The 18,960-nt window shown below is 63.2% G+C and carries 16 protein-coding genes and 1 pseudogene; 12 read left to right on the forward strand and 5 right to left on the reverse strand.

Annotated elements, in window-relative coordinates; translation table 11 throughout:
• Positions 1 to 220: 220 nt before the first annotated feature.
• Complete coding sequence (locus B7G52_RS07335; RefSeq protein ID WP_096696972.1) at positions 221 to 922, reverse strand: hypothetical protein; 702 nt, start codon at positions 920 to 922, stop codon at positions 221 to 223.
• A gap of 300 nt (positions 923 to 1,222) precedes the next feature.
• Here B7G52_RS07335 and B7G52_RS07340 point away from each other — a divergent pair, with 300 nt between their 5' ends.
• From B7G52_RS07340 to B7G52_RS07365, 6 genes are all read left to right on the forward strand, one after another.
• Positions 1,223 to 1,690, forward strand: coding sequence for a DUF2721 domain-containing protein (locus tag B7G52_RS07340; RefSeq protein WP_096696973.1), 468 nt, complete (start codon positions 1,223 to 1,225; stop codon positions 1,688 to 1,690).
• Positions 1,691 to 1,778: 88 nt separating this feature from the next.
• Positions 1,779 to 2,402 carry an isochorismatase family protein gene (locus B7G52_RS07345; RefSeq protein WP_096696974.1) on the forward strand — a complete coding sequence of 208 codons (624 nt, stop codon included), beginning with the start codon at positions 1,779 to 1,781 and terminating at the stop codon, positions 2,400 to 2,402.
• 100 nt (positions 2,403 to 2,502) lie between these two features.
• Positions 2,503 to 2,790 carry an encapsulin-associated ferritin-like protein gene (locus B7G52_RS07350; protein ID WP_096662592.1) on the forward strand — a complete coding sequence of 96 codons (288 nt, stop codon included), beginning with the start codon at positions 2,503 to 2,505 and terminating at the stop codon, positions 2,788 to 2,790.
• 247 nt (positions 2,791 to 3,037) lie between these two features.
• Positions 3,038 to 3,532 (forward strand): heme-binding protein, encoded by a 495-nt coding sequence (locus B7G52_RS07355; RefSeq protein ID WP_096696975.1) that lies wholly within the window; start codon positions 3,038 to 3,040, stop codon positions 3,530 to 3,532.
• 235 nt (positions 3,533 to 3,767) lie between these two features.
• Complete coding sequence (locus B7G52_RS07360) at positions 3,768 to 4,745, forward strand: MDR family oxidoreductase (RefSeq protein ID WP_096696976.1); 978 nt, start codon at positions 3,768 to 3,770, stop codon at positions 4,743 to 4,745.
• A gap of 36 nt (positions 4,746 to 4,781) precedes the next feature.
• Positions 4,782 to 6,695: a propionate--CoA ligase gene (locus tag B7G52_RS07365; protein WP_096696977.1), complete on the forward strand. Its 1,914-nt coding sequence runs from the start codon at positions 4,782 to 4,784 to the stop codon at positions 6,693 to 6,695.
• 150 nt (positions 6,696 to 6,845) lie between these two features.
• Here B7G52_RS07365 and B7G52_RS07370 read toward each other — a convergent pair whose 3' ends face one another.
• From B7G52_RS07370 to B7G52_RS24420, 3 genes are all read right to left on the reverse strand, one after another.
• The gene (locus tag B7G52_RS07370) at positions 6,846 to 8,195 is read right to left on the reverse strand and encodes a FecR domain-containing protein (protein WP_096696978.1); all 1,350 of its coding nucleotides are present in this window, start codon (positions 8,193 to 8,195) and stop codon (positions 6,846 to 6,848) included.
• Between the two features lie 70 nt (positions 8,196 to 8,265).
• Complete coding sequence (locus B7G52_RS07375) at positions 8,266 to 9,567, reverse strand: tetratricopeptide repeat protein (protein ID WP_170954704.1); 1,302 nt, start codon at positions 9,565 to 9,567, stop codon at positions 8,266 to 8,268.
• Positions 9,568 to 9,856: 289 nt separating this feature from the next.
• Complete coding sequence (locus B7G52_RS24420) at positions 9,857 to 10,015, reverse strand: hypothetical protein (protein ID WP_170954705.1); 159 nt, start codon at positions 10,013 to 10,015, stop codon at positions 9,857 to 9,859.
• On the opposite strand from B7G52_RS24420, the pseudogene B7G52_RS07385 reads away from it, so the two are divergent.
• From B7G52_RS07385 to B7G52_RS07410, 6 genes and pseudogenes are all read left to right on the forward strand, one after another.
• A pseudogene (locus tag B7G52_RS07385) lies at positions 10,002 to 10,349 on the forward strand (5'-nucleotidase C-terminal domain-containing protein); the annotation flags it as partial. The gene B7G52_RS24420 and the pseudogene B7G52_RS07385 sit on opposite strands and share 14 nt — an antisense overlap.
• Before the next feature lie 245 nt (positions 10,350 to 10,594).
• On the forward strand, positions 10,595 to 13,474 hold the full coding sequence (locus B7G52_RS07390) for a 2-oxoglutarate dehydrogenase E1 component (RefSeq protein ID WP_371329000.1): 2,880 nt from the start codon (positions 10,595 to 10,597) through the stop codon (positions 13,472 to 13,474).
• Between the two features lie 54 nt (positions 13,475 to 13,528).
• Positions 13,529 to 14,806, forward strand: a complete 1,278-nt coding sequence (gene odhB, locus B7G52_RS07395) for a 2-oxoglutarate dehydrogenase complex dihydrolipoyllysine-residue succinyltransferase (protein ID WP_096696980.1) — start codon at positions 13,529 to 13,531, stop codon at positions 14,804 to 14,806.
• 135 nt (positions 14,807 to 14,941) lie between these two features.
• A complete protein-coding gene (gene lpdA / locus B7G52_RS07400; protein ID WP_096696981.1) occupies positions 14,942 to 16,369 on the forward strand; it encodes a dihydrolipoyl dehydrogenase in 1,428 nt (475 codons plus the stop codon).
• Between the two features lie 23 nt (positions 16,370 to 16,392).
• The gene (gene zapE / locus B7G52_RS07405; RefSeq protein ID WP_096696982.1) at positions 16,393 to 17,490 is read left to right on the forward strand and encodes a cell division protein ZapE; all 1,098 of its coding nucleotides are present in this window, start codon (positions 16,393 to 16,395) and stop codon (positions 17,488 to 17,490) included.
• Positions 17,487 to 18,131: a hypothetical protein gene (locus tag B7G52_RS07410; protein ID WP_096696983.1), complete on the forward strand. Its 645-nt coding sequence runs from the start codon at positions 17,487 to 17,489 to the stop codon at positions 18,129 to 18,131. The genes zapE and B7G52_RS07410 overlap by 4 nt, the downstream gene beginning before the upstream one ends.
• 2 nt (positions 18,132 to 18,133) lie before the next feature.
• On the opposite strand, the gene B7G52_RS07415 is transcribed toward B7G52_RS07410, so the two are convergent.
• Positions 18,134 to 18,892, reverse strand: coding sequence for a PP2C family serine/threonine-protein phosphatase (locus tag B7G52_RS07415; RefSeq protein WP_096696984.1), 759 nt, complete (start codon positions 18,890 to 18,892; stop codon positions 18,134 to 18,136).
• Positions 18,893 to 18,960: the final 68 nt, after the last annotated feature.

The raw sequence follows: 18,960 nt of genomic DNA on the forward strand, positions 1-18,960 counted from the left end.
CGCCAGCATGAGGTCGATGATGCGGTGTACCGGCTCAACCACAGACCCCGCAAGTGCCTGGGTTACCTCACCCCGCACGAGGTCTTCTATGGCTTGAAGATGCAGCCGATTACACTGCCTTCTGTTGCGCTTTGTACTTGAATCCGCCGGTAAAAATAGCCATCGACCCTTTACTGTCGGTCGAAAGCAGCTATCAAAACGAGAGCGGACGGTGCCGGCTTCAGCCGGTCACCAGCGCCTGTTCGATCCTGCTGAACAGCATGTCGGCGTGTGCCGCGCTGTAGCGGATGCTGACCTGCTCGGCGTCCGCCAGGGCCTGTACATCGTCCCAGCCCAGGGCGCGGTAGCCGCGCCCCTCGTCCGGCGCCGCTGTGCCTTCGGTCCGGGTGACCGTGATGCACACCCGGGTCTGGTCACCGGCGGGTTCGCTGCTGAGCACCACGCTGGCGGGGGCGTGCGCCGCATCGGTCAGCGCAATCAGGCTGGCGGTGAACACGGTGCGCAGCGCAAAAACAGAGGTGGTGACATCGGGCGCGTTGACCTGGTTGGCGACCGTGAAGCCGCGAAAGGCCAGATCGGTCGCCAGCATGCCCAGCGCTTCCTCGATGCCGGCCTCCAGCGCGATGCTTCCGTTTTCCTTGGGGACCACCCAGGTGATCAGATTCATGCTGGCGGCGGATGCCGAGCGCGACAGCGTGCTGATCGACTTGCTGTTGTCGCGCAGCACGGCCAAGTCGGGTGTCTCTGCCTGCAGCCGCCGGTCGAGAATGGCGGCAATCATGCCGATGGGCTGCAGTGTGCCGGCCATGTGGTGGCGGATGGCCGGCGCGATGCGGCGCAGCAGCGCGTAGCGGGCGGCCTCTTCGCGGAGCAGGTCCTGGGTAGGGGCGGCTACCGGCAGGAGCACAGGGTTGGGTGTCATAACTTTTGATTCACGTTCAGGGAGGGCAACTCAAACATCCTATCATCGGGGCCTTGCTGCGCGGCCGCTTGCTGTTGCGGGCAAGCCGCCAGCGGGGACAGCTTGTGCCGTCCGGCGGGGGCGGCATCGCCACGCACAGCCCGCAGTTTGCCGGAGCTTGCTGGAACGGCGTGTCGGACAGCGACGACTCTTGCGTAGGAAGGTCGCGGCAAAAGCTTGGCCAGGCTGAACAACCAGCGCGCAAGCTGATGGCCGCATGACAAAATACTGCTCTTCCCAACCGATAAGCTGGAGTCCTGCATGAACTTTGCGCCTGACCTTGCCGCGGTTACCCACGGCATACAGCTCGCTGTGGCGCCGGTGTTCCTGCTCACAGCCGTTTCCGGCATGATCGCCGCCGTGGCGGGCCGCCTGGCCCGCATCATTGACCGCGCGCGTTTTCTGGAGAATCGGCTGGAAAGTGGCGGCGTCGAGGAGGCCAAAGCCGTCAGGATGTATGCGGAGCTGGGCGAACTGCGGCACCGTGGCTGGCTGGTCAACGGCTGTCTGGCCCTGCTGACCTTTTGCGCCATCCTGATCGGTCTGACCATTGTGCTGCTTTTCCTCGGCGAGACCAGCGACCTGCCCACGCTCAAGATCGCCACGGTGAGTTTCCTCTCGGGGGTGTTCTGTTTCCTGCTGGCGTTGCTGTGTTTCCTGGCCGAAACCCTGCTGGCAACGCGCCTGCTCAAGTTTGCACAACTGCCGGTACAGCCACCGGCGCCCTGACATTCCACCGGCTTGCGGTGAAAAGAGCCTGGCGCTCCCGCTGCACCGGGTCGAGAAACCATTTTGAACCCAACTCTCAGGACTACCTATGTTGCTTGATGCCGATGACTCCCAACTCGTGCTGGTGGACTACCAGGTGCGCCTGATGCCCGCCATCTTTGAAGGCGATCTCGTGCTTGCCAATGCGCTGCGCCTGGCCGGCATGGCCAGGCTGTTGGCCGTGCCGGTCTGGGGAACGGCGCAGACGCCCGGCAAGCTGGGTCCCAACGTGCCCGGGGTCGGTGCTGCCATCGCGGCGGCTGGTGGCCGGACGCTGGACAAGATGCATTTCAACGCCGTGGACGATGGCCTGGCCGAGTGGCTGCGGCCACCCGCGCGCAAGGCCCCTGCTGGAGGCAATGCCCGCAGCCTGCCCAAACACCTGCAGAAGGCCGCGCCGGTGGAAGAAGAAGGGCGGGGCGTCATCGTGATGGCCGGCTGCGAGGCGCACGTGTGCCTGCTGCAGACCGCGCTGGGCCTGCTCGAAGAAGAGTTCGAAGTCTGGGTCGTGACCGACGCCTGCAGCTCGCGCACCGAACGCAACCGCGACGCGGCCTTCGACCGCCTGGCCGGCGCCGGCGCCGAACTGGTGACGACCGAGATGGTGGCGTTTGAGTGGCTGCGCACCGCGGAGCATCCGGCGTTCAGGGACGTGCTGGCTCTGGTGAAGTAGCGCGCGGAATTCATTGAGCGGAGCGATCGGACAAGGACCCTGATCACCGTCCGTCGGGCTGGGTTTGTTATAAGAACTGACCGCAACAGGAGAACACACCATGTCCAGTGTTGGTTACCACGAACCCATCAACGAACTTTCCGACGAAACCCGGGACATGCATCGCGCCATCGTCTCGCTCATGGAAGAGCTGGAGGCGGTGGACTGGTACAACCAGCGCGCCGATGCCTGCAAGGACCCCGACCTCAAGGCCATCCTCCAGCACAACCGTGACGAGGAAAAGGAACACGCGGCCATGGTTCTCGAGTGGATCCGCAGGAAGGATCCGAAGTTTTCCAGTGAGATGAAAGACTATCTCTTCACGGACAAGCCCATCGCGCACAAGTGACCTACGCGCTCCCGGTCGCGGCGCAGCCGGCGACCAGGGAGCTGACAGGGTGGGTGAGGAGGGCTTTGCCAAATCGGCGCCAGCCGCTACGATGGTGCTGGACTTGCCCTTCAGTCGGGGGATGAACCGTGTGACCTTTCCCGCGCGGCGGGGTGTCACTGTCTACCCCCACCAGTGCGGGCGCCGCCCGCCTGAAAGTTGGCCGTCCCGTTTCTTCCCTGGAACCCAGCAATCTGCAGGAGACACCATGCGTACTTCAACCCTTCTGGCCCCTGTGCTCTTTGGGCTGGCCGGACTCGCCTTTGCGCAACAGGCAACGTTTCAGACCAAATCACTCACGCCGGAAACGGCGCTGACAGCGGCCAGGGCGGCCATGGAGGCTTGCCGCCAGCAGGGCTACCAGGTCGGCGTGGCAGTGGTAGACCGTGCCGGCCTGACGCAGGTCTTTCTGCGTGACCGTTTCGCGGGCCCCCACACCGTGGACGTTGCCACCAACAAGGCGTGGACGGCCGTCAGTTTCCGCACCTCCACGCTGGCGCTGGCGGCGGAGACCCAGGCAGGCCGGTCCATGAGCGGCATACGCGGCGTGCCGCGCATGCTCGCGGTGGGTGGTGGCCTTCTGATCGAGGGCGGCGGCTCCATCTATGGCGCCATTGGTGTTTCCGGTGCTCCTGGCGGCGAAGTTGATGAGGTCTGCGCTCAGGCCGGCATCAAGGCGATCGCCGACGCGCTTGAGTTCTGACGCCATCGAGGCGCGCTGTCCGCCGGTTTGGGGGCAATGGCAGGGCTTTCCGTCGTTTTCATTGGCAGGCACTCCATGTGTTGCCGTGGCTCGGTTGTGCTGATGCGGTTTGGCGCTGGGCGGCCAAGTCGGCGGACCACCGACGGTATCCGGGATGCTGTGAAGAACCTGTCAGCCCCACGCAAGTCTGTTATAAATAATTATGAATTCAGTTTAAAAATAACCGGAGACAAGCGTGTTCAAAGCCCTGCAACTCAACAAGTCCGATGCCGGTTTTTCAGCCGCGCTTGTTTCCCTCGATGAAGCCCAGTTGCCAGCCGGCGACGTGCTGGTGCAGGTCGAGTATTCGACCCTGAACTACAAGGATGGCCTGGCCATCACCAACACCGGGCCGGCGGTGCGCAACTGGCCCATGGTGGCGGGCATTGACGGTGCGGGCACGGTGCTGGAATCCAGCCACCCAGGCTGGAAAGCCGGCGACCCCTTCATCCACAACGGCTGGGGCCTGGGCGAAACCCGCTGGGGTTTGATGGCTGAACGGGCGCGCCTGCAGGGCGACTGGCTGGTCCGGCTGCCGGCGGCTTTCACCACGCGCCAGGCGATGGCCATTGGCACGGCGGGTTACACCGCCATGCTGTGTGTGCTGGCGCTGGAAAAGCATGGCCTGAAGCCCGGCGACGGCGAGGTGCTGGTCACTGGTGCCACCGGCGGCGTCGGCAGCGTGGCGGTGGCGCTGCTGGGCAAGCTCGGTTACCGCGTGGTGGCGGCCACCGGCAAGGCCAGCGAGGAAGCTTATCTGAAGCAACTGGGCGCAGGCGCCGTGATGGACCGGGCCGAACTGGCTGCACCGGGCAAGCCGCTGCAAAAGGAACGCTGGGCTGCCGTGGTGGACGCGGTCGGTTCGCATACGCTGGCCAATGCCTGCGCGCAAACGCGTTACGGCGGCGTGGTGGCGGCCTGCGGCCTGGCCCAAGGGGCGGACTTTCCGGTCACGGTGATTCCCTTCATCCTGCGTGGCGTGACGCTGGCAGGCATCGACAGCGTGATGGCCCCGCTGGCGCGCCGCCAGCAGGCCTGGGACAGGCTGGCGACGGACCTGGACCCGGCCAAACTCGACGCCATCGTGGAAGAAGTACCGCTGCGCCGGGCTGCAGAAAAAGCCGCTGACTTGATGGCCGGCAAGGTGCGCGGCCGCATCGTGGTCAAGATCTGAGCCCTGAGCCCAACGAAACATTCCGGAGACAAGCGCATGACAAGCTACGCCGACTTCTACCGTCAGTCGATCGAGCAGCCCGACGCCTTCTGGGCCGAGCAGGCCAGACTGATTGACTGGCAGCAGCCTTTCACGCGGGTCTGCAACTACGACAAGCCGCCGTTTGTGAACTGGTTTGAAGGCGGAACCACCAATCTGTGCCACAACGCGGTGGACCGGCATCTGAAAGACCGGGCCAGCCAGGCGGCGCTGATCTACGTGTCGACCGAAACCGGCATTGAAAAAACCTACAGCTTTGCCGAATTGCATGTCGAAGTGCAGCGCATGGCGGCCAGCCTGAAAGCACTGGGCGTGCAAAAGGGCGACCGCGTGCTGATCTACATGCCCATGATTGCCGAGGCTGCGTTTGCCATGCTGGCCTGCGCGCGCATAGGCGCCATCCACTGCGTGGTGTTCGGCGGGTTTGCCAGCGGCTCGCTGGCCTCGCGCATCGAGGACGCGACGCCCAAGGTCATCGTCGGCGCCGACGCTGGTTCGCGCGGCGGCAAGATCGTGCCCTACAAGCCGCTGCTCGACGAGGCGATCCGCCTGTCCAGCCACAAGCCCGAGGCGGTGCTGCTGGTGGACCGTGGGCTCTCGCCCATGCAACTGGTGGCCGGGCGCGACCAGCTGTGGTCGGATCTGCGCGCCAGGCACCTGGACGACCAGGTGCCCTGCGAATGGATGAAGTCCACCGACATCAGCTACACCATTTACACCAGCGGCACCACGGGCAAGCCCAAGGGCGTGCAGCGCGACACCGGCGGATACGCGGTGGCGCTGGCCGCCAGCATGAAACACATCTTCGACGGCCGGCCAGGCGAAACCTATTTCTCGACCAGCGACATCGGATGGGTCGTCGGCCACAGCTACATCATCTACGGCCCGCTGATTGCCGGCATGGCGACGCTGATGTACGAGGGCCTGCCGACGCAGGGGCTGGACAAGCAGCCCGACGGCGGCATCTGGTGGCGCTTGGTCGAAAAATACAGGGTCACGGCCATGTTCAGCGCACCGACAGCGGTGCGTGTCTTGAAGAAGCAGGACCCGGCGCTGCTCAAGAAATACGACCTGTCCAGCCTGCGCGCCTTGTTCCTGGCGGGCGAGCCGCTGGACGAACCGACCGCGCGCTGGATCAGCGAGGGCCTGAACGTGCCCATCATCGACAACTACTGGCAGACCGAAAGCGGCTGGCCGATTCTGACGATTGCCAACGCGGTCGAGAAAAAAACCAGCAAGTTCGGCAGCCCCGGCATTCCAATGTACGGCTACAACGTCAAGCTGCTGCATGAATCGACCGGCGAAGAGCTGACACAGCCGAACGAAAAGGGGGTGGTCGTGCTGGAGGGTCCGACGCCGCCGGGCTTCATGCAGACGATCTGGAAGGACGATGCGCGTTTCGTCAACACCTACTGGAAAAGCGTGCCCGGCAAGATGGTCTACAGCACCTTCGACTGGGGCATTCGGGACGAGGATGGTTACTACTTCATCCTGGGCCGCACTGACGACGTGATCAACGTGGCGGGACACCGGCTGGGCACGCGCGAGATCGAGGAAAGCATTTCCGGCCATGCCGGTGCGGCGGAGGTGGCCGTGGTCGGTGTGGCGGACAGCCTCAAGGGACAGGTGGCCATGGCGTTTGTGGTGCCCAAGGACAGCAGCGTGCTGACCGACAGCGCCGCCGCACTCAAGCTCGAAGGCGAGATCATGAGGCGCGTGGACCAGGACCTGGGCGCGCTGGCGCGGCCAGCGCGTGTGCGTTTTGTGTCGGTGCTGCCGAAAACCCGCAGTGGCAAGCTGCTGCGGCGCGCGATCCAGGCCGTGTGTGAGGGACGAGACGCAGGCGACCTGACCACCATGGACGACCCGGCGGCACTGCAGCAGATCCGGGACCTGATGGGCGCAGCCTGACAGCCCGGGCTCATTTTTTGATGCAAAAAAATGGTGCTGGCGCTGTTGGCGCGTGCGCCATCAGCTATGAAAAATGTAGCATTCCGGCTGTTTCAATAGCCTTGGGCGGGTGGAAACATGCGATCGCGGTGGCCTGCGACCGGATCGTGGCTATTTCTTGAAAACCACCGCGCCGGTGACCATGCCGGCACCGGGGTTCTTGGCATAGGTCAGGCCCGCATACGCGGCATTGGTGCCGACGAACATGCCCTGGATATTGGTGCCGCTGAAAGAGGGCGTACTGCCGGACGCCGAGTCGGTGAAGTTGCCGAACGAGGTGTTGATCGCCACCGTGATGGCATAACCCGTCTGGAAATTGACCGAGAAGGTCGCGCTGTTGAGCGTGCCTGCAACACCGTTTTGCGTGGGGGCGGTGTTGCCCACCAGTGTGTAGTTGGCAACGCCGCTGTAGGACAGCGCGGTAAGTTCTGTCTGTGTCGTGGGCCGTCCTGCGACGTAGTGCACGTTGGCCACCGAGAGGACGCCCGGATCCTCTTTCTGACCGGTGGTCCACATGCCCCAGCCGATGAAGTTGGCGTCACTCACATTGCCGACAGACTTGAAACTGGTCACCGGCTGCGCCGTGCCGGCTTCCGACCACTTCGGCGTGTTGGCCGAGGTGTCCTGCAGCTTGAGCAGCTTGTTGTCGCTGAAAACGGTCGTGGCGCCGGTGCCGGTCGAGAGGGTGTACGCCGAGCCCCCGTTGACGCCGACTGCCGCGACCTTGATGTCCGTGAAGGTGCGCTCGACGGGAGGCGTTATGGTGGCGGTTGTGGCAGGCTTTACCGCCTCCACGATCTCGGCCTTGCCCGAGTTGTTGACCTTGTCGCCCACGACCACGGGATCCTTCTTGGTGTCGGGCGTCTCGACCTTGGGCTGTTCGCTGGTACGCACCGGCGGCGTCACGTTGTCGAGAACCTTCACCGACTCTCCTGCCACGAGGCCAATGCAGCCGCTCTGGTTGCAGACCTCGATTTTGTCGAGTTCGCTGGTGATGCCCAGTGAGCCGTCCGGGTTGTAGCCCACCTTGAAGCCCGAGCCGCGGATACCGATGGTGGCCGTGGTCGTGGTGAGCCGGTAGTTGGCCCGGTTGCGTTTGCCGATCAGGCCGGTGATGGCGCGCATGCTGCCGCGCAGCAGGTCAACCAGGAAGCGGTCTTCCTTGGGGTTGTTCTGGTCGACATAGTTGGCGATCTTGAACTCGGTGTTCGGTTGCAGTGAAACCAGGCCACCGTCAGTGAACCGGACCTGGACCCGTCCATCGCTACCGGTGACGATGGCATGGCCGCTGTCGATGTTGCCGCCTTTGGCAAGGGTGGTGATCCGGCCATCGGTCTGCCGCACGTTGACTTCACCGGCGGTGAACTGGGCGATTCCGGCCAGCGCATGGGCCTGCAGCGGCCAGGCGGCCGCCAGCGCCATCAGCATGGCGGCATTTTTCAGCGGGAAGTGATGTTTCATGGTGTGGGCCCTGGCGTATCGTTCAATGACGGGGTTTGCTTGGTCAAGACGGCTAAGCGGGTGCGGCCGCTTAAAAATCCTTGCGGACGGTCACCGACAACACGCGCTTGCTGAAGTCTGAAACGGCAATGTTGGAGTTCGTTCTCAGCAGGGACAACTGCGGCGTCACACGCCAGCTCACCACCGGAACCCAAGTCAGGCCGAGATTCAGGTTGGTCTGCCGGTCACGGCGGTTCACCAGGAAAAGCGGGTCGGCGCCGCCATAGTGGCGCGTTTCATACCCGGCGTTGGCGAACAGGTCCACATCCGCGTTGATGGATTGCTGCAGGCCGACGCGAAGGCCAATGAGCCGGTGTCCCAGGTGGGGCACGTTGGACGCACGTTCGTCTTCGGTGCCGGCGTACAGCCCGCCGAAACCCACCAGCCCGCCGCGAAACGCCCGGGCGTAGGACGTGCCCAGCACATGGCGGTTGGCATCCCGCAGGTTCTGGCCGGGGTAACGCAGGGTGGAGAGCTGCAGGTAGGTGGTCCACTGGCTGGCGCCGTCCGGTCTGTGGGTCCATTCGCCCACCACGCCGCGCTGGTCGCGTACGGTGGTGTTGTCGGCGGCATAGGTGCCGATCTGGACTGCCGCGGTGAACTCGTCCTTGCCGATCCGGTAGCTGGCCCCGCCACTCACGTCAAACTGGCGGGTGTCGAAGTCGTTGTGGTCCTGATTGAAGCGGTAATTGCCGGAGGCGCTGGCAATCAGCGATAGGCGCGGGTCGATCACGAAACGTCCGGAGACGCCGGCGCCCAGGCTGTAAAAATCGTCCTTCAACTTGACGCCGGCCGGACCCAGGGTCAGAACCAGCCCCCCGAGCGACGGCACGGCGACGTTGGCATTGCCGGGACCGCTGTTGATGTTGCTGTCGATGCCGGCGGCGGTTTCGACATAGGCCCTGACAGAAGACCTGGCGGCCTCTTCATTGCGGTCAATGGCCTGCAGGAATTCGTCGATCTTGCGGGCCACTTCGGCGGGGATGACGTCCCGTTTTGTGTCCTGCAGCACTTGCCGCGCGGCCTGGTTGTCACCCAGTGCAAACAAGGCTCGGCCCAGTTCGGCGCGGGCGCGCGAGTTGCCGGGCTGGACCGTCAGCACCCGCTCGAGTGCAAACACGGCTCGGGTGAACTGGCCGGTTTCGTTGGCGGCAATCCCCAGTACCGTGTCGAAGTCGGGGTCACCTGCACGCTCGGCCTCGACGGTGGCGAGTTGGTCAAAGGCCTGCTGGGCCTTGCCCTGTTCCGCCAGCGCCAGTGATTCACGCACCAGCGCGTCGGCCTCGGCATGGGCCATGCCAGAGAGCGCTGCAGAAAGCCAGGCGGCAGTCATCAGGAAAACGAACCGGTGGAAGAGCATAGGCACCTGACAAAGAAAAAGCCCCCTGGACGCCAAGGTTTTATATCACGCTGTGACACAAAAGCAGCAATTATTACGGTGATTTTGTCCCCGTTGGGGGACGTCTCCGGTGCTGCTGTGGCCATGGTGCCGCGCCGGAACGTTTCGCACCCGCCCTGTGCATGCGTTCCAAGGGTATATCCGATGTATTTGCAGAGAGTTAGCTTCTATCACCAGTAATTACTCAAATTCAAATGCCCGCACCATTTATGGATGACATGATTCAAGCGGGCGCCCTTCCGCGCAGGGGCGGGTTTTTGAGCTGGCGGCGGAATTGTTCGCCGTTTTGGCCATCCCGATGCGCCTGCGCGTGCTCAGTGCCCAGCGCGAGAAATCGGTCAATGAACTGCTGATCGAAATCGATACCAACGATCAAGACCATCCTCGAAGATGTCGGCGATAACCTGTTCAACCTCGACCCTTATTACCAGCAGGGCGGCGACATGGTGCGGGTTGGCGGCCTGAGCTACCGTTGTGAGCCGGGCGCCAAAATGGGTCAGCGTATCCAGGACATGCGCCTGAATGGCAAGCCCGTCGAAGCCGGAAAAAACTACAAGGTGGCCAGCTGGGCGCCGGTCCAGGAAGCCAGCAAGAATGCCGGACCGCCCGTCTGGGAGGTTGTCGAGACTTACCTGAAGGCGCACAAGGTCCTGAAACCGCCCAAACTCAATGTGCCGAGCCTGGTCGGCATGGCCGGCAACCCCGGCCTGGCCTGAGGCGCCTGGCGCCGGGTTCAGCCGGCAGCGGCTGACACTTCCTGACAAAACCCGGGCGCCTTGGTGGCGGCCCGGGTTTCGTCATTTAGCCATTCGGTGGCACAATTAGAAGGTGTTTCTGAAGGCCCTTCCTTGCCACAGTCGCATCCGCTAATCGGTCCAGCCGTGTTGCGGAAGGTTAATCAACCAGCCACATCCTGTTGTGGCCAGCTAATGTTTCCCCAAGGGAAACGGAGGTCAGCGTAATGAGTTCCCTGCCGGCGGCATCGTCCGTCTATTCGGCCTATCAAGGCAACACCTATCTCTTCGGCGGCAATGCGCCCTATGTCGAAGAGATGTACGAAAACTACCTTGCCAACCCCGGCAGCGTGCCCGACAACTGGCGCGAGTATTTCGACGCCCTGCAAAATGTGCCCGCCGTTGACGGCAGCAACGCCAAAGACGTGCCGCACCTGCCGGTCGTCAACGCTTTCGCCGAACGCGCCAAGCAGGGCGTGACCCGTGTGGTGGGTGCTTCCACCGCCGATTCCGAGTGGGGGCGCAAACGCACGGCCGTTCAGCAGCTGATTGCCGCCTACCGCAACGTCGGCGCCCGCTGGGCCGACCTGGACCCCCTCAAACGCACCGAGCGCGACAACATTCCCGAGCTCGACCCGTCTTTCTACGGGTTCACCGATGCTGACCAGGAAGCGGTGTTCAACACCAGCAACACCTTCTTCGGCAAGGAAACCATGAGCCTGCGCGAGCTGCTCAATGCGCTGCGCGAGACCTACTGCGGCACCATCGGTGCCGAGTACATGTACATGACGGACCAGAACCAGAAGCGCTGGTGGCAGCAAAAACTCGAAGGCATCCGCAGCAAGCCTCATTTCACGCCCGAGAAGAAACGCCACATCCTGGACCGCCTGTCGGCGGCGGAAGGCCTGGAGCGTTTCCTCCACACCAAGTATGTCGGGCAAAAACGCTTCTCGCTCGAAGGCGGCGAGAGCTTCATCGCCAGCATGGACGAGTTGATCCAGCGCGGCGGCAGCATCGGCGTGCAGGAAATCGTGATTGGCATGGCCCACCGCGGCCGCCTGAACGTGCTGGTCAACTCGCTGGGCAAGGTGCCGGCCGACCTGTTTGCCGAGTTTGAGCACACCGCCCCGGAAGACCTGCCCAGCGGCGACGTCAAGTACCACCAGGGTTTCAGCTCCGACGTCACCACCCCCGGCGGGCCGGTGCACCTGAGCCTGGCGTTCAATCCCTCGCACCTCGAAATCGTCAACCCGGTGGTCGAAGGCTCGGTGCGCGCCCGCATGGACCGTCGTGCCGACCCCAAGGGCCTGCAGGTGTTGCCGGTGCTGGTGCACGGCGATGCGGCGTTTGCCGGGCAGGGCGTGGTCATGGAGACCCTGGCGCTGGCCGAAACCCGGGGTTATTCCACCGGCGGCACGGTGCACATCGTGATCAACAACCAGATCGGCTTCACCACCAGCGACCCGCGCGACAGCCGCTCCACGCTGTACTGCACCGACGTCGTCAAGATGATCGAGGCACCCGTGCTGCACGTCAACGGCGACGACCCGGAAGCCGTGGTGCTCGCCACCCAGCTCGCGCTCGAGTTCCGCATGGAGTTCCAGAAGGACGTCGTGGTCGACATCATCTGTTTCCGCAAGCTGGGCCACAACGAGCAGGACACGCCGGCGCTCACGCAGCCGCTGATGTACAAGAAAATTGCGCAACACCCCGGTACCCGCAAGCTGTACGCCGACAAGCTGGCGGCGCAGGGCATGGGCGAGACGCTGGGTGACGACATGGTCAAGGCCGTGCGCGCCGCGCTGGACGCCGGCAAGAGCACCTTTGACCCGGTCATCACCAACTTCAAGAGCAAGTACGCGGTGGACTGGAGCCCTTACCTGGGCAAGAAGTGGACCGACGCCGGCGACACCGCCATTCCGATGGCCGAGTGGAAACGCCTGTCCGAAAAAATCAGCACCATCCCGCCGACGGTCACGGCCCACCAGCTCGTCAAGAAGGTCTACGACGACCGCGCGGCCATGGGCCGCGGTGACATTCCGGTGGACTGGGGCATGGGCGAACACATGGCGCTGGCCTCGCTGGTGGCCAGCGGCTACCCGGTGCGCCTGTCCGGGGAGGACTGCGGACGCGGCACCTTCACCCACCGCCATTCGGTGATCCACGACCAGAGCCGCGAGAAGTGGGACACCGGCACCTATGTGCCGCTGCAGAACGTGGCCGACAACCAGGCCCCGTTTGTGGTCATCGACTCCATCCTGTCGGAAGAGGCGGTGCTGGCGTTCGAATACGGCTATGCCTCCAACGATCCCAACACGCTGGTGATCTGGGAAGCCCAGTTCGGCGACTTCGCCAATGGTGCGCAGGTCGTGATCGACCAGTTCATCGCCTCGGGCGAGGTCAAGTGGGGCCGTGTCAACGGCATCACGCTGATGCTGCCGCACGGCTACGAAGGCCAGGGGCCGGAGCACAGCTCGGCGCGCCTGGAGCGTTTCATGCAGCTGTCGGCCGACACCAACATGCAGGTGGTCCAGCCGACCACGGCCAGCCAGATCTTCCATGTTCTGCGCCGCCAGATGGTGCGCAACCTGCGCAAGCCGCTGGTCATCATGACGCCCAAGTCGCTGCTGCGCAACAAGGACGCCACCTCGCCACTGTCCGAGTTCACCAAGGGCGGTTTCCAGACGGTGATTCCCGACAGCGGCGGGCTCAAGGCCGACAAGGTCAAGCGTGTGGTCGCCTGTTCGGGCAAGGTTTACTACGACCTGGCCAAGAAGCGCGAGGAAAAGGGCGCGGACGACGTCGCCATCCTGCGTGTGGAGCAGCTCTATCCCTTTCCGCACAAGGCCTTCGCGGCCGAGCTGAAGAAGTACCCGAATGTCACCGACATCGTCTGGTGCCAGGACGAGCCGCAGAACCAGGGCGCCTGGTTCTTCGTGCAGCACTACATCCATGAAAACATGGCCGAAGGCCAGAAGCTGGGTTACTCGGGCCGTGCGGCCTCGGCGTCCCCGGCCGTGGGTTATTCGCACCTGCACCAGGAGCAGCAAAAAGCGCTGGTCGACGGCGCCTTCGGCAAGCTCAAGGGCTTTGTCCTGACCAAATAAGAGGGCTGCGCCGGCTGGCGCACCCCATCGAACCCACAACCCGAAAGAATTCACATGGCTATCGTAGAAGTCAAGGTCCCGCAGTTGTCCGAATCCGTGGCGGAAGCCACCATGCTGCAATGGAAGAAAAAAGTCGGCGACGCCATCGCCATCGACGAAATCCTGATCGAGATCGAAACCGACAAGGTGGTGCTGGAAGTGCCCGCGCCTGCCGCCGGTGTCCTGGCCGAAATCCTGGTCGCCGACGGCGGCACGGTGACCGCCGAGCAGCTGATTGCCAGAATCGATACCGAGGGCAAGGTCGCTGCTGCTGCACCTGCCGCAGCAGCGGCTGCGACGGCTGTGGCCACTGCCTCCGCCCCCGCCAGTGCGCCTGCGGCTTCCGGTGGCAGCATGGCTGGTGTACCGATGCCTGCCGCCGCCAAGCTGATGGCCGATAACCAGCTGGCTTCCGGCTCGGTTCCCGGCACCGGCAAGGATGGCCGTGTCACCAAGGGCGACGTGCTAATCGCGGTGGCCGGTGGCGCTCCCTCTGCTCCTAAATCAGTAGCTGTCAGCGCAATACCTACGGGCGCTCCAACCACTTCCTTGCCTAAAGTGGCGGCGCCGGCCAAGGCCCGCGACCTGGGCGACCGTCCCGAGCAGCGCGTGCCCATGAGCCGCCTGCGTGCCCGCATTGCCGAGCGTCTGCTGCAATCGCAGTCGACCAACGCCATCCTGACGACCTTCAATGAAGTCAACATGGCGCCGGTCATGGAGATGCGCAAGAAGTTCCAGGACCAGTTCACCAAGGAGCACGGCGTGAAGATCGGCTTCATGAGCTTCTTTGTGAAAGCCGCCGTGCATGCGCTGAAGAAATTTCCGGTGATCAATGCTTCGGTTGACGGCAATGACATCGTCTACCACGGCTATTTCGACATCGGCATCGCCGTCGGTTCCCCGCGCGGCCTGGTGGTGCCCATCCTGCGCAATGCCGACCAGATGAGTTTTGCCGACATCGAAAAGAAGATTGCCGAGTTCGGAAAAAAAGCACAGGAAGGCAAGCTCGGCATTGAAGAAATGACCGGCGGCACGTTCTCGATTTCCAACGGTGGCACCTTCGGATCCATGTTGTCGACCCCGATCATCAACCCGCCGCAGTCGGCCATCCTGGGCGTGCATGCCACCAAGGACCGCGCCGTTGTAGAGAACGGTCAGATCGTGATCCGCCCGATGAACTACCTCGCCATGAGCTACGACCACCGCATCATCGACGGCCGTGAAGCCGTGCTGGGCCTGGTCGCGATGAAGGAAGCGCTGGAAGATCCGGCTCGTCTGCTATTCGATATCTAAAGCTAATGCGCGACCTCATGGCGGCATGGCGGGTCCTGTTCGGGCAATTCTCACGTACTTGGCGTACGTTCCGGTTGCCCGTCACCCGCACCTTGCCCTGAAGCCGCTCGCTACGCTTTCAACCAAGGAATCACCATGTCCAAACAATTTGACGTCATCGTCATCGGTGGCGGCCCCGGCGGCTACATCGCCGCCATCCGCGCTGCCCAGCTGGGCTTCAACGTGGCCTGCATCGACGAGTGGAAAAACGCCAAGGGCGGCCCGGCCCTGGGCGGTACCTGCACCAACATCGGCTGCATTCCGTCCAAGGCCTTGCTGCAATCGTCCGAACATTACGACCATGCCGCTCACCACTTTGCCGACCATGGCATCGAGGTCAAGGGCCTGGGCCTGGACGTCGCGAAGATGCTGGCGCGCAAGGACACGGTCGTCAAGCAGAACAACGACGGCATCGTCTACCTGTTCAAGAAGAACAAGGTCACCTTCTTCCATGGCCGGGGTTCTTTCGTCGCGGCGAAGGACGGTCTCTATGACATCAAGGTGGCGGGAGCCGCCGAGGAAACCCTCTCCGGCAAACATGTCATCGTGGCCACGGGTTCGAATGCACGCGCCTTGCCCGGCGCGCCTTTCGACGAGGAAACAATCCTGTCCAACGACGGTGCCCTGCGCATCGGTGCGGTGCCCAAAAAGCTGGGCCTGATCGGCTCCGGCGTGATCGGCCTGGAAATGGGCTCGGTCTGGCGGCGCCTCGGTGCCGAGGTGACCATTCTGGAAGGTCTGCCCACCTTCCTGGGTGCTGTTGATCAGCAGATCGCCAAGGAAGCGCACAAGGCCTTTGTCAAGCAGGGCCTGAAGATCGAGCTCGGCGTCAAAGTCGGTGAGATCAAGACCGACAAAAAAGGTGTGTCCGTCGCCTGGACCAACGCCAAGGGCGAGGCCCAGACGCTCGATGTCGACAAGCTGATTGTCTCGATCGGCCGGGCCGCCAACACCATTGGCCTGGCGCCGGAAACCGTGGGCCTGAAGCTCGACGAGCGTGGCGCCATCGTGGTCGACGAGGAATGCAAAACCAATTTGCCCAACGTCTGGGCCGTCGGTGATGTGGTGCGCGGCCCCATGCTGGCGCACAAGGCGGAAGAAGAGGGCGTGGCGGTAGCCGAGCGCATCGCCGGCCAGCACGGCCATGTCAACTTCAACACCATTCCCTGGGTCATCTACACCAACCCCGAGATTGCCTGGGTCGGGCAGACCGAAGAACAGCTCAAGGCGGCGGGCCGGGCCTACAAGGCCGGCACCTTCCCCTTCATGGCCAATGGCCGCGCGCGCGCCCTGGGTGACACCACCGGCATGGTGAAAATGCTGGCGGACGCCACCACCGACGAAATTCTCGGCGTGCACATCGTCGGCCCCTTCGCCAGCGAACTGATCGCCGAATGTGTGGTGGCCATGGAATTCCGTGCCAGCGCAGAGGACATTGCGAGAATCTGCCATGCCCATCCGTCGCTCAGCGAGGCCACCAAGGAGGCGGCGCTGGCCGTCGACAAGCGGACGCTGAATTTCTGATTCCCGGCATCGAAGTCTTGACGATGTCGGTGCGTTCGGATTACGAGTCTGAACTGAAGACGCGGGGTTACACCAGTGACCCCGCCCAGTTGCGGGCGGTGGACGCGCTGGAGCGTTGCGCCACCGAGTGGGCGGCGTTCAAGGAGAAGCGTTCCAATCCGCTCAAGAAGCTGATCAACAGGCCCGACATTCCGCGCGGGGTTTACATGCACGGCGGGGTGGGGCGCGGCAAAAGCTTTCTGATGGACTGCTTTTACAACGCGGTTCCGCTCAAGCGCAAGACGCGCCTGCATTTTCACGAGTTCATGCGTGAAGTCCACCGGGAACTGCGCGACCTCCAGGGCACGGTCAATCCGCTCGACGAGCTGGGCAAACGTATTGCCAAACGTTACCGCCTCATCTGCTTTGACGAGTTTCACGTCGCCGACATCACCGATGCGATGATTCTGCACCGCCTGCTGGCGGCGCTGTTTGACAACGGCGTAGGTTTTGTCACCACCTCCAATTTCCATCCTGACGACCTGTACCCGAACGGCCTGCACCGGGACCGCATCCTCCCTGCGATTGCGCTGCTCAAGCAGAACCTTGAAGTGCTCAGCGTGGACAACGGGACCGACTACCGCCGGCGCACGCTCGAGCAGGTCAAGCTGTACCACACGCCGCTGGGTCCGCAGGCAGACGCGGAGATGGAGGAAACTTTTCAGCGGCTGGCGGAGTCCCATGATGAATCGCCGGTGCTGCATATCGAGTCACGGAAAATCCATGCCAGGCGCAAGGCGGGCGGCGTCGTCTGGTTCGATTTCAAGACCCTGTGCGGCGGGCCGCGTTCGCAAAATGACTATCTGGAAATCGCCACCCAGTTTCACACGGTGCTTCTCAGCAATGTGCCGCACATGCCCGTGCGCATGGCATCCGAGGCGCGGCGCTTTACCTGGCTCGTCGATGTGTTGTACGACCGGCGTGTCAAACTCATCATGTCGGCGGAAGTCCCCCCTGAGGCGTTATATACAGAAGGTCCCCTGGCACACGAGTTTCCCCGGACGGTGTCCAGGCTCAATGAAATGCAGTCTGCCGAGTTTCTTGCGCTGGAGCGCAGAAATGTGGATACCACCCTGACATGAAAAAACTGTTTCTTTTTCTGCTGCTGTCCACCCTGGGTTTCGCTTCAAGCGCTCAGACCCAGGATGAACTGGTGTCGGCCGCCGCCGATCGCGAACGGCAGCGCATCAACGCCGAGCGCACCACCCTGGAGGCGGCGTTTGATGCGGAAGAAGACGCCTGCTACAAGAGGTTTTTTGTCAACAACTGCCTCAATGCCATCAAAGCCAGACGGCGCGAGGCGATGGCCGACCTGAAGTTCCGGGAAGTTGCCCTCAATGAGCAGGAGCGCAGGCAAAAGGCGGCCGAGCAGGTTCGCAAGACCGAGGAAAAATCGTCGCCCGAGGCTGAGCGGCAGGCGGCCGAGCGCCGCGCGACGGCGCTGGAGGCCACCAAAGCCCGGGAAGAGCGGACGCGCCAGAAGGCCAGCGACCGCATTGATTTGAAGCAGAACGAAGCGGTGAATGCGGCCGAGGCTGCCGGCAAGGACCAGGGTTCGAAGGCGCGGGCCCAGGCGCGTGCAGACAAACAGGCCGCCAGTGCCAAAGAGGCCCAGATTTACAAGGACAAGCAGCAGGAAGCGCAGGAGAGAAAAGCCACCCGCGAGCAGAGGCTGCGCGAGCAGACCAAGCCGGCGGCCAAGCCCTTGCCCGCACCTGGCTGAGGTCAGGCCAGCGCCTCCAACTTGACGATCACCAGCGACAGGTTGTCACCGCTGCCATGAGCCCGCGACCGCGCTTTCTGGATCAGGAATTCGGTGGCCTCGCGCGGCGACAACATTGACAAGGCGGAGCCCATCTCACTGGGACTGAAATAATGCCAGACACCGTCGCTGCAGGCGATCAGCGAGTCGCCCGGACCCAGGTGGGGAATGTAGTGCTGGCTCACCGGTGGCGCCTCCTCGGTGCCCAGGCAGCCCATCAGGATGTTGGACTGCGGATGCACGTTGGCTTCTTCCTCGGTGAGTTCGCCTTTGTCCACCAATGTCTGGACATACGAGTGGTCGATGGTCCGCGTGACCAGCTTGGCGCCCCGAAAATGGTAAATACGTGAGTCGCCGACGTGGACCCAGTGGCAGTCGCCGCCCGGGTTGATCACAAACGCAGCCAGCGTGCTGTGCGGCTCCTGTTCGGCGGAAATGGCCGTGAGCTTGATCACGGTGTGGGCTTCTTCCACCAGCTGTTTGAGCATGGCCACCGCATCGTCGGTGTCGGGGGCATAACGCTCGAACAGCTGTTTGGCGGTCATCATGACCTGGTCGGACGCCTTGCGCCCACCGCTTCGGCCGCCCATGCCGTCGGCCACGATGCCGAGCATGCAGCCGGCGATGCGCGGATGGCTGAGCAGGGCCACCTGGTCCTGCTGGTAGTCGCGGTCTCCCTTGTGGATACCGGTTGACGCCGTGATTCGATAACCTTTGGACATATTGAAATGGCCGAGTCATGTGGACTCGATTTATCTCCGTAATCAACGTATTATCAGATGAAGCTGCC

It is taken from the genome of Polaromonas sp. AER18D-145 (assembly GCF_002379095.1).
Taxonomy (GTDB): Bacteria; Pseudomonadota; Gammaproteobacteria; order Burkholderiales; family Burkholderiaceae_C; genus Polaromonas.

What these genes read in the sequence shown, in the direction of transcription:
- B7G52_RS07335 (WP_096696972.1), bottom strand. Translation starts at nt 922, where the DNA reads ATGACACCCAACCCTGTGCTCCTGCCGGTAGCCGCCCCTACCCAGGAC.
- B7G52_RS07340 (WP_096696973.1), top strand. Translation starts at nt 1,223, where the DNA reads ATGAACTTTGCGCCTGACCTTGCCGCGGTTACCCACGGCATACAGCTC.
- B7G52_RS07345 (WP_096696974.1), top strand. Translation starts at nt 1,779, where the DNA reads ATGTTGCTTGATGCCGATGACTCCCAACTCGTGCTGGTGGACTACCAG.
- B7G52_RS07350 (WP_096662592.1), top strand. Translation starts at nt 2,503, where the DNA reads ATGTCCAGTGTTGGTTACCACGAACCCATCAACGAACTTTCCGACGAA.
- B7G52_RS07355 (WP_096696975.1), top strand. Translation starts at nt 3,038, where the DNA reads ATGCGTACTTCAACCCTTCTGGCCCCTGTGCTCTTTGGGCTGGCCGGA.
- B7G52_RS07365 (WP_096696977.1), top strand. Translation starts at nt 4,782, where the DNA reads ATGACAAGCTACGCCGACTTCTACCGTCAGTCGATCGAGCAGCCCGAC.
- B7G52_RS07370 (WP_096696978.1), bottom strand. Translation starts at nt 8,195, where the DNA reads ATGAAACATCACTTCCCGCTGAAAAATGCCGCCATGCTGATGGCGCTG.
- B7G52_RS07375 (WP_170954704.1), bottom strand. Translation starts at nt 9,567, where the DNA reads ATGACTGCCGCCTGGCTTTCTGCAGCGCTCTCTGGCATGGCCCATGCC.
- B7G52_RS24420 (WP_170954705.1), bottom strand. Translation starts at nt 10,015, where the DNA reads ATGGTCTTGATCGTTGGTATCGATTTCGATCAGCAGTTCATTGACCGA.
- B7G52_RS07390 (WP_371329000.1), top strand. Translation starts at nt 10,595, where the DNA reads ATGAGTTCCCTGCCGGCGGCATCGTCCGTCTATTCGGCCTATCAAGGC.
- odhB (WP_096696980.1), top strand. Translation starts at nt 13,529, where the DNA reads ATGGCTATCGTAGAAGTCAAGGTCCCGCAGTTGTCCGAATCCGTGGCG.
- lpdA (WP_096696981.1), top strand. Translation starts at nt 14,942, where the DNA reads ATGTCCAAACAATTTGACGTCATCGTCATCGGTGGCGGCCCCGGCGGC.
- zapE (WP_096696982.1), top strand. Translation starts at nt 16,393, where the DNA reads ATGTCGGTGCGTTCGGATTACGAGTCTGAACTGAAGACGCGGGGTTAC.
- B7G52_RS07410 (WP_096696983.1), top strand. Translation starts at nt 17,487, where the DNA reads ATGAAAAAACTGTTTCTTTTTCTGCTGCTGTCCACCCTGGGTTTCGCT.
- B7G52_RS07415 (WP_096696984.1), bottom strand. Translation starts at nt 18,892, where the DNA reads ATGTCCAAAGGTTATCGAATCACGGCGTCAACCGGTATCCACAAGGGA.